This is a genomic window from Nocardioides renjunii, assembly GCF_034661175.1.
GTDB classification, from domain to species: domain Bacteria; phylum Actinomycetota; class Actinomycetes; order Propionibacteriales; family Nocardioidaceae; genus Nocardioides; species Nocardioides renjunii.
On record NZ_CP141058.1, the window covers coordinates 2,799,978 to 2,820,834 of the forward strand.

Genomic DNA, 20,857 nt, shown 5'->3' on the forward strand with positions numbered 1-20,857 from the left:
CACCTTCGGGTGGTTTGTGAGGTTTAGCCCCACCCGCCGTTCAGGGCGCCCATATGTTCGGTCCGCTGGGGATCATCCGGGACCCCCGCCGAGCTGCGAGAGGGGTGCATCCACGTGCGCGAACGCGTCCTCGAGCCGCGAACGCGTCGGGCCTGCCACTCCTCAGCGACGCCGTCACGAGCGACCCCCGTCTCCTGACGTCACCGGACACCCACACCCGAAGGAAGGCCCCTATGGCACGCCGATCTGTTCTCCTCACGGTCGCGCTCATCATCGCCCTGGTCGGCACCGCGCTGATCGTGCTCTACGTCCAGGGCATCGACAAGCGCGCCTCCGCGGGCCAGGAGCTGGTCGAGGTGCTGGCCGCCACGGACACCATCGAGCCCGGTGAGTCGGTGTCCGCCGCCATGGAGGCTGGCAAGTTCGCGAAGCGTCAGGTGCGCCGCGACGACATGGTCGACGGTGCGCTGTCCTCGACCGGCTCGATCTCCGACCTGGTCTCGCTCGGCACGATCTTCGCCGGCGAGCAGGTCATCGCCCCCAAGTTCGGCACCCTGAGCGACACCGAGGGGCTCATCATCCCCGACGACAAGCTCGCCATCTCCGTCGAGCTCAGCGACCCGGCCCGGGTGGCGGGCTTCGTGAACCCGGGCTCCGACATCGCGATCTTCTTCTCCGCCGACCCCATCCGCAAGCTGCCCGACGGCACCGAGGAGACGCTCCCTGCCTACACCCGCCTGCTGCTGCCCAAGGTGCAGGTCATCGGCGTCGGCACCTCGAGCATCTCGTCCAAGACGACCACGACGGACGAGGGTGAGCAGATCGTTGAGGAGGTCCCGCGGGCCATCCTGACCGTCGCGGTCGACCAGACGCAGGCCGAGAAGATCATCTACGCCGCCCGCAACGCCGAGATCTCCTTCGCGCTGCTCTCCGACGACTCCAAGGTCGACGACGGCCCGGGCGTCACCGCCAGCGACCTGATGCCCGAGATCCTGCGGACCGCGTCATGACCGCGATCGTCGAGTCCGACCGGGCGCACCTCGCCCTGCTCCAGGCGATGCTGCACGGCTCCCACGCCTTCAGCTCCATGGAGGAGCTCGGCGATCACATCCAGGCCACACCTGCCGAGTTCGCGGTCGTCATCGGACCCTCCATCACCTCCGAGGACGCCTCGACGCTCGCGCAGTGGGCCCGGGTCAACCGACCGAACCTCGGCGTGATCCTGCTGCGCCACGAGGTGGACAGCAACGCCCTCTCGCTCGCACTGCGCGCCGGGATGCGCGAGGTGGTCGCCGCCAAGGACCTCGCCGGCATCACCACCGCCGTGCAGCGGGCCCGCAACGTGGCCTCCGCGATCGTGCAGACCTTCGAGGACGAGGTGCAGGCCGCCGCCCAGAGCGCCCTGCAGTCCGCGCAGGCGGCAGCCGCGGCCGCCACCGAGGCGGAGAACAACCCCCGCGCCAAGGTCCTCACGGTCTTCGCCACCAAGGGCGGCGTCGGCAAGAGCCTCGTCGCCACCAACACGGCCGCCGCGCTCGCCGACCTCGGCCACAACGTGTGCCTCGTCGACCTCGACGTCAACAACGGCGACGTCGCGATCATGCTGCAGTCGACCCCGCACCGGACCGTGGCCGACCTGGTCGCCTTCAACGGCGACATCGACAAGTCGGCCGCCGAGACGCTGCTCACGCCGCACTCCCCCGGGCTCTCGATCGTGGCCGCACCGGTCCACCTCGACTCGCCGGACAAGGCCACGGCCGAGGACGTCGGCAAGCTGCTCGACACCCTGCAGCTGATGTTCGACTTCGTCGTGGTCGACACCTCGGGGTCCTTCGACGACTTCGCCCTCACCGCGCTCGACCACTCCGCCACCATCGTGCTCGTCGCGACGTTGGACATCCCCTCGCTCAAGGGCCTCAAGCTCGCGACCGGCACGCTGGACCTGCTCAACTTCCCACGCGAGACGTGGAAGTTCGTGCTCAACCGGGCCGACGCCAAGGTCGGCCTGTCGGTCGACGAGTTCGAGTCGACGGTGGGCCTCAAGGCCGACCACTCGCTGGAGTCGGCCCGCGAGGTCCTCGCCTGCGTCAACAGGGGCGAGGCCATCGTCCGTGCCCACCCCGGGCACGCCAACAGCAAGGCCTTCAAGGCCCTCGCCGCCTCGCTGGCGGCGGCTCTCTCGCCCAAGGTCCCCTCGCAGGGGACGCCCGAAGGCCGGAAGTCCCCCGGCCGCCTCCGACTGAGGAAGGCCTGACGTGAGTCTCACCGATCGGCTGGCCGCGGCTCGCTCCCGCACCGAGGCCCCCGCCCCCAGCACCGCCAACGGAGCCGCGCCGGCGCCGGACGGCAACGTCCCGGCCACGACCGTGGCGGGCGCCCGCAAGAAGGTCAGTGCGGTCGACCCCTTCATCGACGTCAAGCGGGTCGTGCACGCCCAGCTCGTCGAGGCCCTCGGCCCGAAGCTCTACGACGCCCACATGACCCAGGGCGACCTGGAGCAGCAGGTGCGGATCGCCCTGGCCCGCGCCATCGACGACAACGACCGTCCGATGTCCTCGGCGGACCGCACCCGGATCTCGCAGGAGATCGCCGACGACATCCTGGGCTACGGGCCCATCGAGCCGCTCCTGCGTGACTCCACCCTGTCCGAGGTCATGGTCAACGCCTACGACTCGATCTACGTCGAGCGCAGCGGCAAGCTCGTCAAGGTGGACACCGCGTTCACCGACGAGGCCCACCTGCGGCGCACGATCGACAAGATCGTCAGCAAGATCGGCCGCCGCGTCGACGAGACCAGCCCGATGGTCGACGCGCGGCTGCCAGACGGCAGCCGTGTCAACGCGATCATCCCCCCGCTCGCGCTCGACGGCTCCAAGCTCACCATCCGCAAGTTCTCCGAGGACCCGTTCACGGTCGAGGACCTCATCCGGTTCGGCAGCCTGAGCCGTGCCTCGGCGGGCCTGCTCGAGGCCTGCGTCCGCGGTCGCCTCAACATCCTCGTCTCCGGAGGAACGGGTGCCGGCAAGACGACGACGCTCAACGTGCTGTCCTCCTTCATCCCCGAGGACGAGCGCATCGTCACCATCGAGGACGCCGCCGAGCTCCGGCTCGGCCAGGACCACGTGCTGCGGCTCGAGTCGCGCCCGCCCAACATCGAGGGCAAGGGCGCGATCCTGATCCGCGACCTGGTCAAGAACTCCCTCCGCATGCGTCCCGACCGCATCGTCGTCGGTGAGATCCGTGACGCCGCGGCGCTCGACATGCTCCAGGCGATGAACACCGGTCACGACGGGTCGATCTCGACGCTGCACGCCAACACGCCGCGCGACGCCCTCGCCCGACTCGAAACCATGGTGCTCATGGCCGGCATGGACCTGCCGGTCCGCGCCATCCGCGAGCAGGTGTCCAGCGCCGTCGACCTGATCATCCAGCAGACCCGTCTCAAGGACGGCACGCGTCGCATCACCGCCATCACCGAGATCGTGGGCATGGAGGGCGACATCATCACCACCCAGGACGTGTTCCTGTTCGACTACGCCGCCGGCGTCGACGACCAGGGCAAGTTCAAGGGCCACCTGATCTCCACCGGGCTGCGCCCCCGCTTCCTCGAGCGGCTCCAGGACCACGGCGTCCGGGTCGACCCGGCCATCTTCATGACCGCGAGGGGCGCATGAGCACCACGCTGCGCCGCGTCCTGGCCACCACGGCCGCGGGTGCGTTCGTCGCACTGGCGGTCGCGGCGCCGGCCCACGCCACCAACGAGATCAACATCGACCACGTCCAGTCGAAGTCCGGCTCCGTGTCGATGCTCCTGTCCGCCGACGGCCTGCCCGAGGGCAGCGTCGTGGACGACGAGACGCTCTCGGTCACCGTCGACGGCAACCCCGTGCAGGCGAGCGTCGAGACGGCGGCCTCCGGCGACATCGTGCGGTCCACGGTGCTCGTCGTCGACACCAGCTCGAGCATGAGCAAGGGCAACAAGTACGACGCCGCCGTCGCGGCCGTGCAGGCCTACCTCGAGTCCACGCCGCCCGAGATCGCCGTCGGCCTCGTCACGTTCGCCGGCAAGGTCAAGGACCAGATCCCGCCGTCCACCGACCGGGACGCCATCCTCCAGGCCGTCGAGGACGCCGAGCTCACGCGCGGCACCAGCGTCTACGACGCCATCGACGCGGCGCGGGAGCTCCTCGGCACCGAGGGTGCCCGCTCGCTCATGGTCCTCTCCGACGGAGCCGACACCAGCAGCTCGACGACGCTCGACGTCGCCGGCGGTGGCGCCGTCGACGCCGGCGTCGTGGTCGACGTCGTGGCGCTGCAGACCGAGGGCCAGGGCGACTCCAAGCAGCTCAGCTCGCTCGCGGACAGCACCGGTGGTCGCGTCATCCCGGCCGACCCCGAGGCGCTCAGCTCCGTGCTGGCCGAGCAGGGCGACATCCTCGCCCACCAGCTCGTGGTGAGCTTCGACGTCCCCGAGGGCGTCGAGGACGAGGCGTCCGTGGACGTGTCGGTGACCTCCGGCGAGCAGACGTACTCCGACTCCGCCTTCGTCGCGCTGGGCGCCTTCGGCTTCGACACTCCGGACGTCGTCAAGACCGGCAAGGCGCTGGTCAGCACGCCCGTCATGCTGCTCGGCGCCGTCGCCGTGTTCCTCGGCCTGGGCGGGCTCCTGACCGTCTCGCTGACCGGTCCGCGTGGCCCCTCGACCGCAGAGGCGCGCCTCGACGCGTACTTCGCCGGCACGGACACGACGGCACGCAGCAAGCGCAAGAAGAAGACGCGCACCGAGGCCGCGTCGCTGCGGCAGTCCGCGCTCGCCGTCACGGACAAGGTCGTCAACGCCGACCTCGAGACCCGGATCGCCCGGCGCCTCACCGGAGCCGGCTCGGCGCTGACCGCGTCCGAGTGGCTGCTCCTGCACTCCGGCATCGCCGTGGCGGGTGCGGTCGTGGGCTTCCTCATGGGCGGCGGCGTCCTCGGCGTGCTCGGCCTGGTGATGGGCACGGTCGTGCCCTGGATGTACCTCAAGTGGCGCCACGGTCGTCGCCTCAACGCGTTCAACGGCCAGCTGGCGCAGACCCTCGGCCTCATGGCGGGCGGCCTCCAGGCCGGCCTCTCGCTCCCGCAGGCGGTGGACACCGTCGTGCGCGAGGGCCACGAGCCGATGGCCGGCGAGCTGCGCCGTGCCCTCATCGAGCAGCGCCTCGGCGTCGACATCACCGACGCCCTCGACAGCGTCGGGGCGCGGATGGACAGCGAGGACTTCGGGTGGGTCGTCATGGCCATCCGCATCCAGCGCGAGGTCGGCGGCAACCTGGCCGAGATCCTGCACACGGTGTCCGAGACGCTGCGCGAGCGGGAGTACCTGCGCCGCCAGGTGAAGGCGCTCAGCGCCGAGGGCCGTCTCTCCGGCTACATCCTCGTCGGCCTGCCGCCGCTGATCTTCCTCTACATGTTCTTCACGAACCGGGAGTATGTTTCGGTGCTCTACACCACGGGACTGGGGTACATCATGCTCGCAGCGGCCGTCACGCTGCTGACCGTCGGCTCCTGGGCCATGTCCAAGCTCGCGACAGTGAAGGTGTGACCCCATGTTCTTGATGATCGGTGCCGCACTCGTCTTCGTGGCCATCGCCCTGTCCCTGTCCATCATCGGCGTCGTCACGACCGAGCGTCGGGGCGTGGCGCGGTCCGTGGCCGCCATCCAGGCCATGGACCGGGCTCCCGACATCGTCAAGCAGGAGCTCGAGCGCCCGTTCGCCGAGCGCGTCCTGGGTCCGCTGGGCGACCAGCTGGTCGGCACCGGGCGCAAGCTGGTGCGGGCCGACACGGCCAAGAAGCTGCACTACCGCCTCAACGTCGCCGGCAACCCCGAGGGCTGGGACGTCAACCGGCTCATCGGCCTCAAGGTGCTCGGCCTGTCCGTGCTCGGCGGGGTGGGCCTGCTCTACCTCATCGGCATGGACTGGCCCTTCTACCGCGTCCTCCTCGGCACCGCGGCCATCGCGGCCTTCGGCTACTGCCTGCCCAACCTCCTGCTCTACAACGCCGGTTCCAAGCGTGAGCTGCTGATGCGCAACGCGCTCCCGGACGCCATCGACCTGCTCACCGTCTCCGTCGAGGCCGGACTCGGCTTCGACGCCGCCGTCGAGCGCGTCGCCCGCAACACCACCGGACCGCTGTCCGAGGAGTTCGCGCGGCTGCTCCAGGAGATGCAGCTCGGTGTCGGCCGGGTCGACGCCATGCGCGCCATGGCCGAGCGCAGCTCGCTGGAGGACCTCAAGTCGTTCTGCCTCTCCATGGTGCAGGCAGACAGCCTCGGCATCCCGATCGGCCGGGTCCTGCGGATCCAGAGCCAGGAGATGCGGACCAAGCGGCGCCAGCGCGCGGAGGAGAAGGCCCAGCAGGTGCCGGTGCGGATGATGATCCCGCTGGTCCTCTTCATCCTGCCGTGCCTGTTCATCGTCATCCTCGGCCCGGCAGGGATCCAGATCGCAGACACGTTCAGCAAGACGTGATCCGTCGATGACACCTCCGGCGCTGGACTCGGGCGCGCCCCGGCCCGCACTGCAGTCGTGGCGGACCACGACGGCGGTGCGGGTCTTCGCGACGGCGCTCGCGACCGGCGCCGCCCTCCGGGCAGGCGTCCTCGTGGAGTCGGCGCCGCTGATGGTGGTGCTGGCGCTCGTCGCCGCCGTGACGTCGACGCTGGAGTGGATGACCCGCAACCGGCCCGCGCACTGGCACGCGGTGGCGGAGGCCGTGGCGGTCACGACGTTGATCGTCGCCACTCAGTCCACCTCCGAGCTGGGCCCCTACCTCGCGGTCCCGCTGATCGCCGCGGGGGTGCGGCACGGCCTCGTCACCACGCTCAACGTGACGCTCGTGTCCGCGCTGACCGTCGGCGCGACCGTCGCGGCCGACCCTGCCGACGAGGGCCTGACCCGCATCGCCGAGGCACTCCCCTGGCTGCTGGTCGGCCTGGGCGTCGGCCTGCTCGCCAGCTGGCAGTCGCGCTCGACGCGCACCTTGGTGGCCCGCCAGGCGCCGTACGCCGCCGCGCACCAGCTCATGGAGCGCGTCCACGAGCTGGCCAGCTCGGGCAACCTGGGCCTCGACACGGCCTCCCTCGCCATCGACCTCGACACGGCCATGCGGGAGGTCACCGGGTGCGCCCGGTCCACCGTCTTCGTCGTCGACCCCGACGAGACGATCCGCGCACTCAACGGCGGTGACGACGTCGAGCGCCTGGCCCGCGAGATCGAGCTCCCCCGGGCCGAGTGGACGCCCGGCGCCGCGGTCGTGCCGCTGCGCGGCGCCCAGCAGACGCTCGGCTACTGCGTCCTCGTCGGGGTCCCGCGCTGGACCCACGAGCTGGACGAGCGTGCGCTGGAGGTGGCCGACGAGTTCGCGGTCCGCCTCGACACCGCGGTCCTCTTCGACGACGTACGCGCCTTCGCGGCGTCGCAGGAGCGCAACCGGATCGCGCGCGAGATGCACGACGGCGTCGCGCAGGAGATCGTCGGCCTCGGCTACATCGTGGACGAGATCGAGTCCATCAGCGACCACGAGCAGACGCGCGAGCTCGCGGCAGCGCTGCGCACCGAGATCACCCGGCTCGTGTCGGAGATCCGGTTCTCCATCTTCGACCTGCGCCACGAGGTGACGGACGGCCGGCTGGCCGCCTCCCTCGCCGACTACGCCCGCGGGGTCAGCGACGCCGCCGGCCTGCGGGTCCACCTGTCGCTGGCGGAGTCGGGCCCCCCGCTCCCCCCGCGGGCCGCGACCGAGGTCCTGCGCGTGGCGCAGGAGGCCATCGGCAACGTGCGCAAGCACGCCCGTGCCTGCAACCTGTGGGTCAGCCTCGACTCCGACGGGTCGGCGCTGCGCCTCGAGGTCGCCGACGACGGCGTCGGCAACGCCGGACCGCGCGAGCACCACTGGGGCCTGCAAGGCATGCGCGAGCGCGCCGACAGCGTCGGTGCCGCGCTCGACGTCACCCCTCGACCTGGCGGCGGAACCGTCGTCACCCTGCGGTCCCCCGCGACCGCACCTCGTGAAGGAGAAACTGCCCATGGGCATCACCGTGCTACTGGTTGACGACCACGAGCTGATCCGTCAGGGCCTCGCCCGCGCCTTTGAGCGCGACGAGGAGATGAGCGTGATCGGCCAGGCCGGGAGCGTCTCCGAGGGCGTCTCGGTCTGGCGTGACCTGCAGCCGGACGTCGTGGTCACCGACCTGCAGATGCCCGACGGTCACGGCCTCGACGTCGTACGGGCGATCCGGGAGACGGACACGACCACCGGTGTGGTCGTGCTGACCATGCACGCGGGCGACGACCAGATCTTCGCCGCCATGGAGGCCGGGGCATCGGCGTTCGTCGGCAAGGACAGCAAGGCCTCGGAGGTCGTCAGTGCCGCCAAGCACGCCGCTGTCGCGCCGCGCACCTTTCTCTGCGCCGGCCTCAGCGCCGCGATGGTGCGTCGCACCACCGGCCCGTCCACGCCCCGGCTGTCCGGACGCGAGGAGGAGGTCCTGACGCTCCTCGCCGACGGCCTGGGCACCAGCGAGATCGCCGGCCGGCTCTACCTCAGCGAGTCGACCGCCAAGACCCACATCACGCACATCTACCAGAAGCTCGGGGCCGCGAACCGCGCCCAGGCGCTGGTCACCGCGATGCGCATGGGCCTGTTGGACCACCTCTCGCCCCAACGGTTCTGACGGGTGCCCTGACCGGCCCTCCCCGGTGGTCCGAGGAGACATCCGGAACTAGTCACAAGGGACTACCCACCTGCGGCCGATCACCCGATTCGTGCAGCTCGGGAAAAGACGAAGATTCTTCTTGACGGGTCCACTGGGGCTCGGACATCCGGACTCATCAATCCACATCTTCCAAGGGGTTATCACCATGATCCAGTTCCTCACCATCCTGCTCAACGCCCGCCGCGACGAGGAGAAGGGCGCCACCGCCGTCGAGTACGGCCTCATGGTCGCGCTGATCGCCGTCGCCATCATCACCGTCGTCGCCACCCTGGGTGACAACCTCTCCGCCCTGTTCGACGGTGTCGGCGGCGAGATCGCCGACAACACCGCGCCCTGATCCGTAGGGACATGACAAGGGCCGGCGCCCGCCTGAGGCGGCGCGCCGGCCCTTTCCCTTTCCCGCTCCACACGTCCAGAGGAGGCTGCGCATGAGGACACCTGACCTCGAGCGCGACGAGCGCGGAGCCACGGCCGTCGAGTACGGCCTCATGGTCGGCTGCATCGCGGTCGCCATCATCATCGCGGTGACGGCGTTCGGTGTGTCCGTCAGCGAGCTCTTCATGGTCCCGGCCGGTACGTTCGACGGTCCGTGACCGCAGGGCTCGCGGAGCCCGCCAGATCGCTGCTCATGGAGGCGACCGGAACACCCGGTCGCCTCCAGCGCATTTCCGGGGTCAGCGGGCCAGCGCCGTCAGCTCGCCGCGCCACGCTGCGGTGAGCTCGGCGAGCGGGAGTCCGGCTCGGGCGAGGGCCCGCTCCACTGGGACACCGCGTGCGGCGCCGTCGTACACCTCCACCAGCGCCTGCTCCCCCAGCCTCTCCGCGATGATCCGGCAGGCGAGCCAGGCCGCCTCGTAGCTGGCCTGCAGGGCGCCGCCGGGAGCGTCGAAGTCCGCCGCCGTCGGCAGGGCGCGCGGCGCGCCGTCGCGGCGCACCTCCGCGAGGAGCCGACGCAGCGTGGTGCGGTCCGGCAGCACTGCGCGAAGCGCGACGTGGTCAGCGAAGCCCTCGAGCAGCCACGGCTCCACGGGCGTGCGCGCCGCGTCGGTGACGAGGTGCACCAGCTCGTGGCTCATCACCGCCTGCGCGCCGGCACGACCCAGCATCGAGGTGATCTCCGGGTTCAGGAAGACGTGGACAGGAGCGTCGTCGTCCATTGAGGTGCCGGGCGCGGCGGTGACCGCGGCTGTCCCTGCGTACGTCCCGGGCCGGGCGCCGAGCGCCTCCTCGAGGTCGGCGGCGCTGCTCGGCACCTCGACGACCACGGGCCCGGTGCGGCCGGGCAGCACCCGTTCGACGACCCCGATCCCGCGCACCACCCGGCGGGCCACCGCGCGGGCCTCCGCGCGCGCCTGCGGCCGGTCGCCGTCCAGCATGACCAGCACGTCCCGCGCACGGGCCACCGCGAGCTCGTCACGCAGCCACAGCGGGAGCCGGCCGTCGGCAGCGGCACCGTGCGGACCGAAGCCGCCGATCGCCAGGCCGTCGCCGGCAGGCACGAACCGGACGGCCACCTCAGCCCGGGACGGCGACGGGTCCAGCGCGCCGACCCGCCAGGTCAGCTCGACCGTCCCCGTCCAGGCGCCGTCCGCACCGACCGTGCCCACCTGGTCGACGTGGCGCGCGCCCACCGCCCGCAGGTCGAGCGAACGCGCGTTGGCCGCGATCCCGGCCAGCAGTGCCTCCGCCGCGCGGTCCTGAGGAGGGGCGAGGTCGACGAGCGTCCCGACGTCGCGCGCGACCACCCCGTCGACGAACCTCGCCAGGGCGTCTGCGGCCTCGGCCGGGCTGGCCCGCCACGCCTCGCCGCCGACGCGCCCCACGGCGGCCGGGTCGACGTCGTGGCGCCCGTCGCGCGCCGGCACCAGCACGCCGATCGTCGTGACGACCACCAGGCACAGCGAAAGGCCGGCCGCCCACAGGAGTGGACGGCCGGCCTTCGTGGTCTGCTGGTCAGCCAGGGCGGACCGCGCCGACGAACGGCATCGAGTGGAGACCCGAGACGGCGACGCCGGTGCCGGGGTTGGCGGCGTGGACGATCATGCCGTTGCCGATGTACATGCCGACGTGGCTGATGGGGCTGTAGTAGAACACCAGGTCGCCGGGCTGCAGGTCGCTCACGGCGACGCGCGGTCCGGAGCCGAACTGGGCGCTCGAGGAGTGCGGGAGCGACACGCCGGCCTGGGCCCAGGCACGCATGGTGAGGCCGCTGCAGTCGAAGGCGCTCTCGCCCATGGCGCCGTAGACGTAGGCGTCGCCGACCTGGGCCATCGCGTACTGGACGGCCGCGGCGGCGCGGCCGGAGGCGGGCACGGAGCTCGGCATGCGGGTAGTCGTGCCGCTGCGCGAGGCGAGCAGGCGCTCGCGCTCCTCGGCCTCGAGGTCCGCGAGGACCTCCTTGGCCTCGCCGAGCTTGTCGTCGACGGTCGCCTTCTCGGCGCCCAGCTGCTGGGTGAGCTCGGCGATCTCACGGGCCCGGGCGTCGGTCGCCTCGCGGCGGATCTCGAGGGCCTGGAGCTCGGTGTCGTAGTCGGCGAGCAGCGAGGCCTGGAGGTCGTTGAACGACGACATCGTGGAGAGGCTGTCGAGGAAGGAGCCGGGGTCCTCGGAGACCACGATCTGGCCGACGGTCGAGATGCCCTCGCCCTCGATCTGGCGCACGACGGCGTCGGAGACCTGGTCACGGACGACGTCGAGGCGGTCGTCCTGGCGCTCCTGGTCGGCGCGCAGGTCGGCGAGGTCGCCACGCAGGTCGGTCAGCTCCAGGCGGGCGTCGTGCAGCCGCTCCTGGGCGGCCTCGGCCTCGTGGTAGAGGCGGTCGACGCGGGCCTTCACGTCCTTGATGTCGGGGTCGGCCTGCGCGGGGGTCGCGGGCACGAGGGCGATGGCAGCGATCGCGGACAGTCCAAGAGCGGACGCGACGACTCGCTTGCGGGTGTGAGCCACGAGCGGGGGAACTCCTCGGGGATGTCGTACGCCTACCGGGTGAGCTGACGGGTTCGGCACGACTGTCCTACCCCTGCTCCACGCACCGCTCGCGCGGTGCGCCTCACAGGGGATTCACCCCAGGGGGAAGTGTGGTTCCCCGGCTCGTCGGCCACCGTGGTGCGGGGGTGTGGCCTTCGACTCGGCGCGACGCCCGCGCGGGCCTGGTGACCCACTGCCACGGACGTCAGCCCACACCCTAGACCGGAGCCGTCGGCCCCGCCAATCTTCGGGGAAACTTCTCACGACGTGTCTCAGGCGGACTCGATCACCGGCCCCGCGACCGGCTCCACCAGCCGCAGCGGTGGCACCAGTCCCCCGGTGGCCAGCGCGTCCAGCGCGGCCATCTCGTCGTCGTCGATGGTCAGCTCCGGCGGTGGCCCGAGGAGCACCGTCACCACGCAGTCGTGGCAGTGCAGCCCGCGCACCACGCAGGTGTCGCAGTCGATCCGTGTCGTCATGTGCTGAACCGTCGCAGGGCCCACCGACAACGGCCCTGCGGACCGTCCCGCGGGCGGCGGACGCCTCGAGCCGGTCAGCCCGTCAGCCGGTCAGCCCGCGACGATCCCGAGCAGCGACGAGGCGGGCACGGCCCGCGCCCCGGCCCGCACGACGTCGCGGGACAGCTCCCGGTCGCCGGTGACCACGACCACGACGCGGCCGCGCGGCTCGGCCGCGACCAGCTGGCGGATGACGTCGTCGGCGATGACGCCCTCCGGGCTGAAGACCACGCGGACCCCCCGGGGCGCCGGCATGACGGTCCTCGTCGACGACTCCGCGGCGTCGAAGACGACCGTGGTCTCCGCCCCGGACCGGGCGACGACGGGCCCCAGCGCGGCGACCAGCCGGCTGCGCTGCGCCTCGAGGCTGGCGTGGGGCCAGGCCTCCTTGGTGACGTTGTAGCCGTCGATGACGAGGCGGGCGCGCGGCATCCCGAGCACCTGCTCGAGCAGGGCGGGGGTCGCGGGCGCGCTGGACGCCGGCGCCGCCTCGACGCCGGCCAGCTCCCCCTCCACGGCGTCGCCGGGCGTCCCGCTGACGGCAGGCAGCCCGAGCTCGCGGCGCAGCCCGGTGGCGGACTCGACCACGGCGTCGAGCAGCAGCCGGGTGCGGATGGTCGCCGCGTCGCGCTCCGAGCGGGTGCCGCGGCGGCTGGCGGCGAGCCCGGCCTCGGCCTCCTCGAGCTGCGCCCGCAGGCGTCGTACGTCCGCCTCGGCGGTGCGGGTGGCGACCGCCGCCGCGGCGACGGCCTCGTCACGGGCAGCGAGGGCCGCGTCGCGCTCCGCCTCCGCGGCCCGCAGGGCGCTCCGAGTCTCGCCCAGGCGCTGGCGCAGCACCTTGTGCTCGGACCGGACGCGGTCGAGCTCCTGGCGGTGCTCCGACCGCAGCGTCCCGACCTCGGCCTGGAGGGCTGCCACCTGCGCGACGAGACGCCCGAGCTCGGCGCGGCCCTGGTCGTCGCGCGCCTCCTCCTCGCCGAGGCCGTCGGCGACCTCGGCGACGACCGCCTCCCAGCCGTCCTCGCGCACCAGCCAGGCCCGGGCGGCAGCGTCGAGCGGGTCGTCGGGGGCGGCGGGGACCGCCGCGACCTGGACCGCTGCGTGCTGACGGAAGTCGTCGTCGGCCAGGGCGTCCCAGATGGCGCCGCCGCCGAGGCGCGCGCGCCGGGCGGGAGCGAAGGAGGCGACCTTGCGCAGCGGCGCCGGGACCGGGCTGACGGAGGGCAGCACGGCGGAGACGAGGGCCACCACCCGCAGGCGCAGGCGCTCGGGAAGGGGCACCGGGCCGGTCACGGCCGTCCCGTCACCCGGCGGCCGGGTCGGCGGTGGTGTCGGCCGACGCGCGGTCGACGACCTCGATCGCGTCGGCACGACCGCACCAGCGGCAGGCCACGGACTCGACCGCCTCGGACCGCACGGTCTCCTCCTCGACCTGGTGCTCGCCGGCGAGGTCGAAGTGCCAGTACTCGGTGGTGCGGCGGGTGCGGGTGACGTCGAAGCGCGTGAGGTTGCCGCAGCCGGCGCAGCGCCACCGCTCGCCGTCGCCGGGAACGCGGAGGTCGGCGGTCTGGTCGCTCACGGGCGGGTGCTCCTCGGTCGGGGACGTCTGTTCGGACAGGCGCGGTCAGCGTAGTGCGCGTGCCCTCCCACCATTGTCGGATCCCACGTCTAGCGTCGCCCGACATGAGCACCACCGCCCACCGCCCGTCCCGGGAGCAGTCCCGCTGGGAGGCGCAACGCAGCTTCGACGAGCTGGGGCGGCCGCTGCGCGACCTGACCTTCTGCGTGGTCGACCTCGAGACGACCGGCGGCTCGGCCCAGGCCGGCTCGATGATCACCGAGATCGGGGCCGTCAAGGTGCGCGGCGGCGAGGTGCTCGGCGAGTTCCAGACCCTGGTCAACCCCCACACCGAGATCCCGGCGTTCATCGCGGTGCTCACCGGCATCACCAACTCGATGGTGCACGACGCGCCGTCGATCGACTCGGCGCTGCCCGCGTTCCTCGACTTCGCGTCGGGCTGCGTGCTCGTGGCCCACAACGCGCCCTTCGACGTCGGCTTCCTCCAGCACTTCGCCCGGGAGCAGGGGCGGCCCTGGCCGAGGTTCGAGGTGCTCGACACGGCCAAGCTCGCCCGTCGTGTGATCACCCGCGACGACGCGCCCAACTGCAAGCTGTCCTCGCTGGCCAAGGCGTTCGGCTCCACGACCACGCCCAACCACCGGGCGCTGTCCGACGCCCGCGCCACCGTCGACGTGCTCCACGGCCTGATGGAGCGGCTGGGCGGGCTCGGGGTGCAGACGCTGGAGGAGCTGCAGACCTTCTCGGCGCGGGTCAGCCCGGCGCAGCGCCGCAAGCGCCACCTCGCCGAGGGGCTCCCCCACGCGCCGGGTGTCTACCTCTTCCGCGACGACAGGTCCCGCGTGCTCTACGTCGGCACGTCCCGCGACCTGCGCACCCGCGTCCGCACCTACTTCACGGCGTCGGAGACCCGCACCCGCATGGGCGAGATGGTCGGGCTGGCCACCTCGGTCACCGGGATCGAGTGCGCCACCCCGCTCGAGGCCGAGGTCCGCGAGCTGCGGCTCATCGCCGAGCACAAGCCGCGCTACAACCGTCGCTCGCGGTTCCCCGAGAAGGTCCACTTCCTCAAGCTCACCCGCGAGACGTGGCCGCGCCTGTCGCTGGTCCGCACGGTGCTCGACGACGACGCCGACTACCTCGGCCCCTTCTCGTCCAAGAAGACAGCCGAGAAGTGCCTGGCCGCCCTGCACGAGACGTTCCCCGTGCGGCAGTGCAGCGGCCGGCTGCCGCGGACGCCGTCGCGCTCGGCCTGCGTGCTGGCCGAGATGGGGCGCTGCCTGTCGCCCTGCGACGGGTCGACCGACGAGACGACCTACGCCGCGGTCGTGCGCCAGCTGCGCGACACGCTGCTGCGCAGCCCGCACGAGGTGGTCGAGGCCATCAACCAGCGGATGGCGGCCCTCGCCGACCGCGAGCGCTTCGAGGAGGCCGGCGTGCACCGCGACCGGTTGGCCACATTCGTCCGCGCGGCGGCCCGGACGCAGCGGCTCTCCGCCCTGACCCGGTGCCCGGAGATCGTCGCCGCCCGACGCGAGGACAGCGGCCGCTGGGCCGTCCACGTGGTGCGGCACGGCCGGCTGGCAGCGGCGGGCGTGATCCCGCCGGGGGCCGACGCCCACCAGTACGTCCGCGAGCTCACCGCGAGCGCGGAGACGGTGACCGATGCGCCCGGCCCGGTGCCCGCGGCCACGGCCGAGGAGTCCGAGAAGGTCCTGCGGTGGTTGGAGTCACCCGGCGTCCGCCTCGTCGACGTCGAGGGCGACTGGATCTGCCCGCTCGGCGGGGCCGCGCGGCACCTCGCCGTCTACGACGCCGTCAACGAGTCGCGGCTCTCGCTCGTGCCCTTCGACGAGCGACGCCTGCCGTCACCGGTGCACCGGCCCGCCCGATAAGACCTGCGCGAGGGCGGTGGGCCTGGGCGAGAGGCGTGGCGCGTCGGGTGCGCCCGTGGGTCAGTCCAGCCCGATGCTGAACGCCGACTCCAGGTCGTGCCGGGAGTAGGTGCGGAAGGCGATGTGCGTCTCGGTCTCGGTGACGCCCTCCACCTTGTTGAGCCGGTCGGCCACCACGGCGGCGACGTCCTCGTGCTCGCGCACCCGCACGAGCGCGATGAGGTCGATCTGGCCGGTCACGGAGTAGACCTCGCTCACGCCGTCGAGGGAGGCGATGGCCTCAGCGACCTCGGGGATGCGCGCGACGTCGGCCTTCACGAAGACGATGGCGGTGATCATGACGTCACCGTAGCGCCCGCGCCGCCGGCCGGCGCCGGCTGACCGATCAGCCGGACCACCTAGTCATTTCGGACTACCCGGTCCCATTCGCCGTTCGGGGGACGACGGGCGCCCCTAGCGTGATCGGGTCACGGACCTGCTCGAGGGGAAGTAGTCACACATGTCGCACACCGCCGGCCGCCCGGACCGCACCGCACGCGGTGCCGCCCTGGCCACCATCGCCCTGGTCGTCGCGCTGGTCGCCGCCCTGGCGGCACCCACGACGACCGCCTCGGCGGCCCCGCCTGCCCAGCCGGGCTCGCTCAACGTGCAGCAGCCCGACGACTCCTCGAACATCCTGACGTGGGCGGCCGTCGCGGGTGCGACCCGCTACGAGGTGCAGGTCGACGACGACCCCGCCTTCGGCAGCACCTACCTGAGCGTCTCGACGGTCAACACCTCCTTCGTGCCGCCGATGAACCTCGCCGGGGGCACCATCTACTGGCGGGTCCGGGCCTTCACGGGCGCCGAGGCGTCCGCGTGGTCCGGCTCGGAGTTCGGCAAGGCACCGGTCGCCCGGCCGACTCCCGTCGCCCCGACCAACGGAACGACGCTCGCCCAGCCGATCAACCCACCGCTGCTGTCGTGGACCGCCGTGCCCGGGGCCATCGGCTACAAGGTCGAGGTCGACGACGCCGCCGACTTCGTGGGGGCGATGTCCTTCGAGACCAGGACGACCTCCCTCGTCGTGGACCGACCGCTCAACGCCGCGCCGTGGTTCTGGCGGGTCTCGGCGCTCAAGGGCCCCACCCTCCAGTCCCTGCCGAGCGACACGGCCACCTTCACGGTGCTCCCCCTCCCCTCGCCGACGCGCACCTCGCCGCCGGACGACGCCAACCTCGAGCTCCAGGACGTCGTGCTCGACTGGGACCCCGTCCCCGGCGCCAAGTCCTACGACATCCAGGTCTCCACCAGCGAGGACTTCACCCAGGGTGCGTCCCTGATCGAGACGAAGACCGGGATCGTCGGCACCCGTTACTCCCCGGCCACGACCTACGACAACAACCAGTACTTCTGGCGGGTCCGGGCGGTCGACCTGGACGACCGCGCCACCGCCTGGAGCCCCGCCCGCTCCAGCTTCAACCGCACCTGGCCCGACGTGCCGACGCTGGTCTTCCCCGCCGCGCCCGGCAACGAGGTCGTGGGTGCGTCCATCTACTTCCAGTGGGAGTCGGTGCGGCACGCGTCCGAGTACGAGATCCAGATCGGCACGCAGCCGAACTTCACCGTCGGCACCTTCGAGAGCTGCCGCGTCGCGGGCACCACCTACCTGCCGGGCCAGTTCGCGGTGAACACCACCGGCCAGCCCTCCACCAACCGTGAGAACGAGGACTGCGAGCCGCAGCAGGGCCAGCTCAACTACTGGCGCGTGCGACCGCTCGACCGCCCCTTCACCAAGGCGGGCGACATCCCTGGCGTCCAGGGCATCTACTCCGAGACCCAGGCCTTCCTCTACCAGCCGGTCAGCATCGCGGGGCGGTCCCCGTCCGGCGGGCAGACGGTGGCCGTGCCGACCTTCTCCTGGACCCCCGTGATCGGTGCGGAGCGCTACGAGGTCGAGGTCGCCACCAAGGCCGGGACGGTCGTCGGTGCCGCCGAGACCAAGTCCCCGTCCTGGACCATCCCCGGCACCGCCCGGCTGGACCCGGCCGACAACCCCCACACCTGGCGCGTCCGTGCGATCACCACGAAGGGCCAGAGCTCGGTCCTCTACTTCACGCAGTTCAACATCGCGGGTGAGCCGCCGACGACGGGCGCGGCGCCGCTGACCCCGCTGACGCCCACGTCGTCGACCACGGGCATCAAGCACGCGCCGCAGCTGACCTGGGAGCCGATGCCCGGCGCGCACCACTACTCGGTCGACATCGGCACCGCCATGGACACGGGCCAGATCTGGTTCGGCACCAGCGGGGACAACCTGTTCCGCAAGTCGGTGCCCTACCCGGCCATGACCGACACGTCCGACCGGCTGCTCCTGCCCGGGCAGTACGACTGGCAGGTCAAGGCCTACGACGAGGACAACGCCGTGATCGGCACTGGGCCCGAGGGACGCTTCACCGTCGAGGACGTCGCGCTCACCACCGGCCACGAGGTCGCCCTCGACGGTGCCGCCGTGGCCCAGGACAACACCGCGAACGCCTGCACGCCGGGCGAGGTCTGCACCGTCCCGAGCACCCCGGTGCTCCGCTGGACCCCCGACCCCTACGCCGCGTTCTACATGGTCTACGTGAGCGAGGACGCGAGCTTCACCAACCTGCTCGAGCCGAGCAACCGGGTGCCGGCCACCACGAGCAACATGTACGTCCCGACACTCGACAACGACGCCCACACCTACGCCGACAGCCAGGCGGGTGGCGCCTACTACTGGTACGCCCGACCCTGCCGCAACCGGCTGAACTGCGGCCCCGACCCGGTGTCGACGATCGGCAAGTGGCAGCACAGCTTCGTCAAGCGCTCCCCCAAGGTGACCGGCCTGCAGAGCACCTCGCCGAGCGGGACCGAGATCACCTTCCGGTGGGACGACTACTTCGACACCAACCGCAGCGCCCAGTGGCCCCAGACCAACGAGGACCGGCCGCAGGCGGCGATGCGCTACCGCATCCAGGTCAACAACGTCGAGTCCTTCGCCGGGACGCTCGTCGACGAGCGCCTCGTCGACCAGACCACCTACACCGCTCCCGACGAGCTCTACCCCGAGGGCCCGCTGTTCTGGCGGGTCCAGGCAGTGGACTCCGACGCCAACGGCCTCGCGTGGTCCGACGTGCAGAGCTTCACCAAGGCGAGCCCGCAGGTGCCTCTGCAGTCGCCGGTGGGCAACCTGTCGGTGAGCAGCCGTACGCCGTTCCGCTGGCAGCCGCAGGCGTTCGCCAGCTCCTACGACCTCGAGGTCTTCAAGAACGACGACGCCACCTTCTCCACCGCCAACCGCGTCGTCAACAGGCCGGCCCTCAAGACGACCGCGTACGCCCACACCGACCCGCTGCCCGCATCCCCGTCGGCCTACCGCTGGCGGGTGCGGCGCACCGACGCCGAGGGCAACAAGGGGCCGTGGTCGGTGACCGGCCGGTTCTTCGTGGGCAGCCAGGAGATGAACCCGCTGGCCCCGGTAGCCGGCGTCAGCCAGCGGCCCAACGGCCCGGTGCTGCAGTGGGCTCCGCTGGAGGGTGCGCGCAACTACAACGTGAGCATCACCCCGCTGTCCCCGGGTGGGACGTCGGTCAGCACCCAGAGCACCGTGGCGTCGGCCTACGCCGCTCAGGTCAACTTCGTCACCGGCAACTACCAGTGGACCGTGACCGCCCGCGACGCTGCCGACAACGTGATCGGAAGCGCGACGGCGACCTTCACCGTCGACGCCGGGCTGCAGATCGTGCAGGGCCCGCAGATCGAGGCGACCGGGGGCACGGGTGTCGGCCAGGTCGTCACCAGCGTGCCGCCGGCCTGGAGCGAGCCCGGTGTGGTGAACAGCTACCAGTGGCTGCGCGACGGCGCGAAGATCTCGGGCGCGACGAACGCCACCTACACCCTCACCACGGCCGACTTCGGCAAGTCGATCTCGCTGCAGGTCACCGGGTCGAAGCCCGGGTTCGCCAGTGAGGTCGCCATCAGCAACGTCATCGGCGCCACCGCCGGCGGTGCGCCGCAGTGCACGGAGCTGCCGGCGATCTCCGGCACCCCGTCCCTGGGCAGCCGACTGACGGGCAGCCGCGGCACGTGGTCGGGACAGGGAACGATCAGCTACTCCTACGCCTGGCTGCGTGACGGGGTCCTGATCCCGGGTGCGACCAGCACCAGCTACACCCCGACGGAGGCCGACCTGTCGCGGGACCTGGTCTTCCGCGTGACGGCGTCCGTCAACGGCTACGCCGACGGGCTGGCGCACTCCGCCCCGGTCCGGGTGCAGTCGCTGCTCGCGACCTCGCTCCCCCAGGTCAGTGCCCCCTCCGGCACCGGTGTCGGCGCGACCCTGGTCGCGGTGGCTCCCACCTGGAACCAGCCGGACGTGGCCACGTCGTTCCAGTGGCTGCGCAGCGGCGCCCCGATCAGCGGCGCGACGGCGCCGACCTACGTGCTGACCGCGGCCGACCTCGGCAAGGAGGTCTCGCTCCGGGCCACCGGCTCCAAGACCGGCTTCCAGGACGCCGTCGCGGTCAGTGGCGGAGTAACGGCCACCGCGAGCGGTGCGCTGCAGGCCACGACGCCGCCGAGCGTCACCGGCACCCCGAGCGTGGGGCAGACCCTCAAGGCCGCGCCCGGCACGTGGTCGCAGCCCTCGCCCACCTTCCGCTACCAGTGGCTGCGCACCGGGGCGGCGATCCCCGGTGCCACGAGCTCGACCTACCGCCTGATGCCCGAGGACGCCGGGAAGGACGTCTCGGTGGTCGTGAGCGCGACGAAGACCGGCTTCGCCGATGGCGCTGCCGCCAGCGCGGCGGTGCCGGTGGCGCGGATGACGTCGACGGTCAGCGGCTCGCTCAAGGCCGACCGGGTCAAGGTGGGCAAGAAGGCGAAGATCACCGTCACGCTCAGCGTGTCCGGGATGGCGGCGCCCAACGGCACCGTCCAGGTGCTCGACAAGGGCAAGAAGGTCGCCTCCTTCACCATGGCCCCGGTGCACAAGGGCAAGAAGACGCTCACGCTCGCCAAGCTCAAGAAGGGCAAGCACAAGCTGCAGGTGGTCTACCTCGGCACCTCGGAGGTCCTGGGCTCGAAGTCCAAGAAGATCGTGCTGTACATCGTCAAGTGACGCGTCCGCGGG

The 20,857-nt window shown here is 71.9% G+C and carries 17 protein-coding genes and 1 riboswitch; of the genes, 11 read left to right on the forward strand and 6 right to left on the reverse strand.

The genetic code is table 11. The annotated features are described in order from the left end of the window. Window positions 1-233: 233 nt before the first annotated feature. From cpaB to SHK17_RS13400, 9 genes are all read left to right on the forward strand, one after another. A complete protein-coding gene (gene cpaB, locus SHK17_RS13360) occupies window positions 234-1,010 on the forward strand; it encodes a Flp pilus assembly protein CpaB (RefSeq protein ID WP_172274031.1) in 777 nt (258 codons plus the stop codon). Next, window positions 1,007-2,254: an AAA family ATPase gene (locus tag SHK17_RS13365; RefSeq protein WP_322919540.1), complete on the forward strand. Its 1,248-nt coding sequence runs from the start codon at window positions 1,007-1,009 to the stop codon at window positions 2,252-2,254. The genes cpaB and SHK17_RS13365 overlap by 4 nt, the downstream gene beginning before the upstream one ends. A 1-nt stretch (window position 2,255) precedes the next feature. Next, window positions 2,256-3,674 carry an ATPase, T2SS/T4P/T4SS family gene (locus SHK17_RS13370; protein WP_172274025.1) on the forward strand — a complete coding sequence of 473 codons (1,419 nt, stop codon included), beginning with the start codon at window positions 2,256-2,258 and terminating at the stop codon, window positions 3,672-3,674. Continuing rightward, window positions 3,671-5,584 carry a type II secretion system F family protein gene (locus tag SHK17_RS13375; protein WP_322919541.1) on the forward strand — a complete coding sequence of 638 codons (1,914 nt, stop codon included), beginning with the start codon at window positions 3,671-3,673 and terminating at the stop codon, window positions 5,582-5,584. Before SHK17_RS13370 ends, SHK17_RS13375 begins: the two co-directional genes overlap by 4 nt. 4 nt (window positions 5,585-5,588) lie before the next feature. Further along, on the forward strand, window positions 5,589-6,515 hold the full coding sequence (locus SHK17_RS13380; protein ID WP_172274019.1) for a type II secretion system F family protein: 927 nt from the start codon (window positions 5,589-5,591) through the stop codon (window positions 6,513-6,515). A gap of 7 nt (window positions 6,516-6,522) precedes the next feature. Further along, window positions 6,523-8,097: a sensor histidine kinase gene (locus SHK17_RS13385; RefSeq protein WP_322919542.1), complete on the forward strand. Its 1,575-nt coding sequence runs from the start codon at window positions 6,523-6,525 to the stop codon at window positions 8,095-8,097. Then, entirely contained in the window at window positions 8,072-8,719 is a 648-nt protein-coding gene (locus SHK17_RS13390) for a response regulator (RefSeq protein WP_172274013.1), read from the forward strand. The genes SHK17_RS13385 and SHK17_RS13390 overlap by 26 nt, the downstream gene beginning before the upstream one ends. A gap of 187 nt (window positions 8,720-8,906) precedes the next feature. Further along, the gene (locus SHK17_RS13395) at window positions 8,907-9,098 is read left to right on the forward strand and encodes a Flp family type IVb pilin (RefSeq protein WP_172274010.1); all 192 of its coding nucleotides are present in this window, start codon (window positions 8,907-8,909) and stop codon (window positions 9,096-9,098) included. A 91-nt stretch (window positions 9,099-9,189) separates the two neighbouring features. After that, a complete protein-coding gene (locus SHK17_RS13400) occupies window positions 9,190-9,354 on the forward strand; it encodes a Flp family type IVb pilin (protein WP_172274007.1) in 165 nt (54 codons plus the stop codon). An 81-nt stretch (window positions 9,355-9,435) separates the two neighbouring features. On the opposite strand, the gene SHK17_RS13405 is transcribed toward SHK17_RS13400, so the two are convergent. The 5 genes from SHK17_RS13405 to SHK17_RS13425 all read right to left on the reverse strand — a co-directional run bounded on the left by SHK17_RS13405 (window position 9,436) and on the right by SHK17_RS13425 (window position 13,825). After that, window positions 9,436-10,653: a hypothetical protein gene (locus SHK17_RS13405; RefSeq protein WP_322425497.1), complete on the reverse strand. Its 1,218-nt coding sequence runs from the start codon at window positions 10,651-10,653 to the stop codon at window positions 9,436-9,438. A gap of 61 nt (window positions 10,654-10,714) precedes the next feature. Next, on the reverse strand, window positions 10,715-11,638 hold the full coding sequence (locus SHK17_RS13410; protein WP_322919543.1) for a C40 family peptidase: 924 nt from the start codon (window positions 11,636-11,638) through the stop codon (window positions 10,715-10,717). 99 nt (window positions 11,639-11,737) lie between these two features. Beyond that, window positions 11,738-11,859: riboswitch (cyclic di-AMP (ydaO/yuaA leader) on the reverse strand. A 141-nt stretch (window positions 11,860-12,000) separates the two neighbouring features. Beyond that, entirely contained in the window at window positions 12,001-12,207 is a 207-nt protein-coding gene (locus SHK17_RS13415) for a hypothetical protein (protein WP_172273998.1), read from the reverse strand. A gap of 90 nt (window positions 12,208-12,297) precedes the next feature. Further along, the gene (locus tag SHK17_RS13420) at window positions 12,298-13,539 is read right to left on the reverse strand and encodes an NYN domain-containing protein (RefSeq protein ID WP_322919544.1); all 1,242 of its coding nucleotides are present in this window, start codon (window positions 13,537-13,539) and stop codon (window positions 12,298-12,300) included. A 10-nt stretch (window positions 13,540-13,549) separates the two neighbouring features. Then, window positions 13,550-13,825 carry a hypothetical protein gene (locus tag SHK17_RS13425; protein ID WP_172273992.1) on the reverse strand — a complete coding sequence of 92 codons (276 nt, stop codon included), beginning with the start codon at window positions 13,823-13,825 and terminating at the stop codon, window positions 13,550-13,552. A 104-nt stretch (window positions 13,826-13,929) separates the two neighbouring features. Between SHK17_RS13425 and SHK17_RS13430 the strand changes: the two genes are divergently transcribed. Beyond that, window positions 13,930-15,720 carry a DEDD exonuclease domain-containing protein gene (locus tag SHK17_RS13430; RefSeq protein WP_322919545.1) on the forward strand — a complete coding sequence of 597 codons (1,791 nt, stop codon included), beginning with the start codon at window positions 13,930-13,932 and terminating at the stop codon, window positions 15,718-15,720. Between the two features lie 60 nt (window positions 15,721-15,780). On the opposite strand, the gene SHK17_RS13435 is transcribed toward SHK17_RS13430, so the two are convergent. Then, entirely contained in the window at window positions 15,781-16,059 is a 279-nt protein-coding gene (locus tag SHK17_RS13435; protein WP_172273986.1) for an Lrp/AsnC family transcriptional regulator, read from the reverse strand. 160 nt (window positions 16,060-16,219) lie between these two features. Between SHK17_RS13435 and SHK17_RS13440 the strand changes: the two genes are divergently transcribed. Further along, window positions 16,220-20,845, forward strand: coding sequence for an Ig-like domain repeat protein (locus SHK17_RS13440; protein ID WP_322919546.1), 4,626 nt, complete (start codon window positions 16,220-16,222; stop codon window positions 20,843-20,845). The last annotated feature ends 12 nt before the right edge of the window (window positions 20,846-20,857 follow it).

Coding starts and splice junctions, on each gene's coding strand:
- cpaB (WP_172274031.1), top strand. CDS start 234: ATGGCACGCCGATCTGTTCTCCTCACGGTCGCGCTCATCATCGCCCTG.
- SHK17_RS13365 (WP_322919540.1), top strand. CDS start 1,007: ATGACCGCGATCGTCGAGTCCGACCGGGCGCACCTCGCCCTGCTCCAG.
- SHK17_RS13375 (WP_322919541.1), top strand. CDS start 3,671: ATGAGCACCACGCTGCGCCGCGTCCTGGCCACCACGGCCGCGGGTGCG.
- SHK17_RS13380 (WP_172274019.1), top strand. CDS start 5,589: ATGTTCTTGATGATCGGTGCCGCACTCGTCTTCGTGGCCATCGCCCTG.
- SHK17_RS13385 (WP_322919542.1), top strand. CDS start 6,523: ATGACACCTCCGGCGCTGGACTCGGGCGCGCCCCGGCCCGCACTGCAG.
- SHK17_RS13390 (WP_172274013.1), top strand. CDS start 8,072: ATGGGCATCACCGTGCTACTGGTTGACGACCACGAGCTGATCCGTCAG.
- SHK17_RS13395 (WP_172274010.1), top strand. CDS start 8,907: ATGATCCAGTTCCTCACCATCCTGCTCAACGCCCGCCGCGACGAGGAG.
- SHK17_RS13400 (WP_172274007.1), top strand. CDS start 9,190: ATGAGGACACCTGACCTCGAGCGCGACGAGCGCGGAGCCACGGCCGTC.
- SHK17_RS13415 (WP_172273998.1), bottom strand. CDS start 12,207: ATGACGACACGGATCGACTGCGACACCTGCGTGGTGCGCGGGCTGCAC.
- SHK17_RS13430 (WP_322919545.1), top strand. CDS start 13,930: ATGAGCACCACCGCCCACCGCCCGTCCCGGGAGCAGTCCCGCTGGGAG.
- SHK17_RS13435 (WP_172273986.1), bottom strand. CDS start 16,059: ATGATCACCGCCATCGTCTTCGTGAAGGCCGACGTCGCGCGCATCCCC.
- SHK17_RS13440 (WP_322919546.1), top strand. CDS start 16,220: ATGTCGCACACCGCCGGCCGCCCGGACCGCACCGCACGCGGTGCCGCC.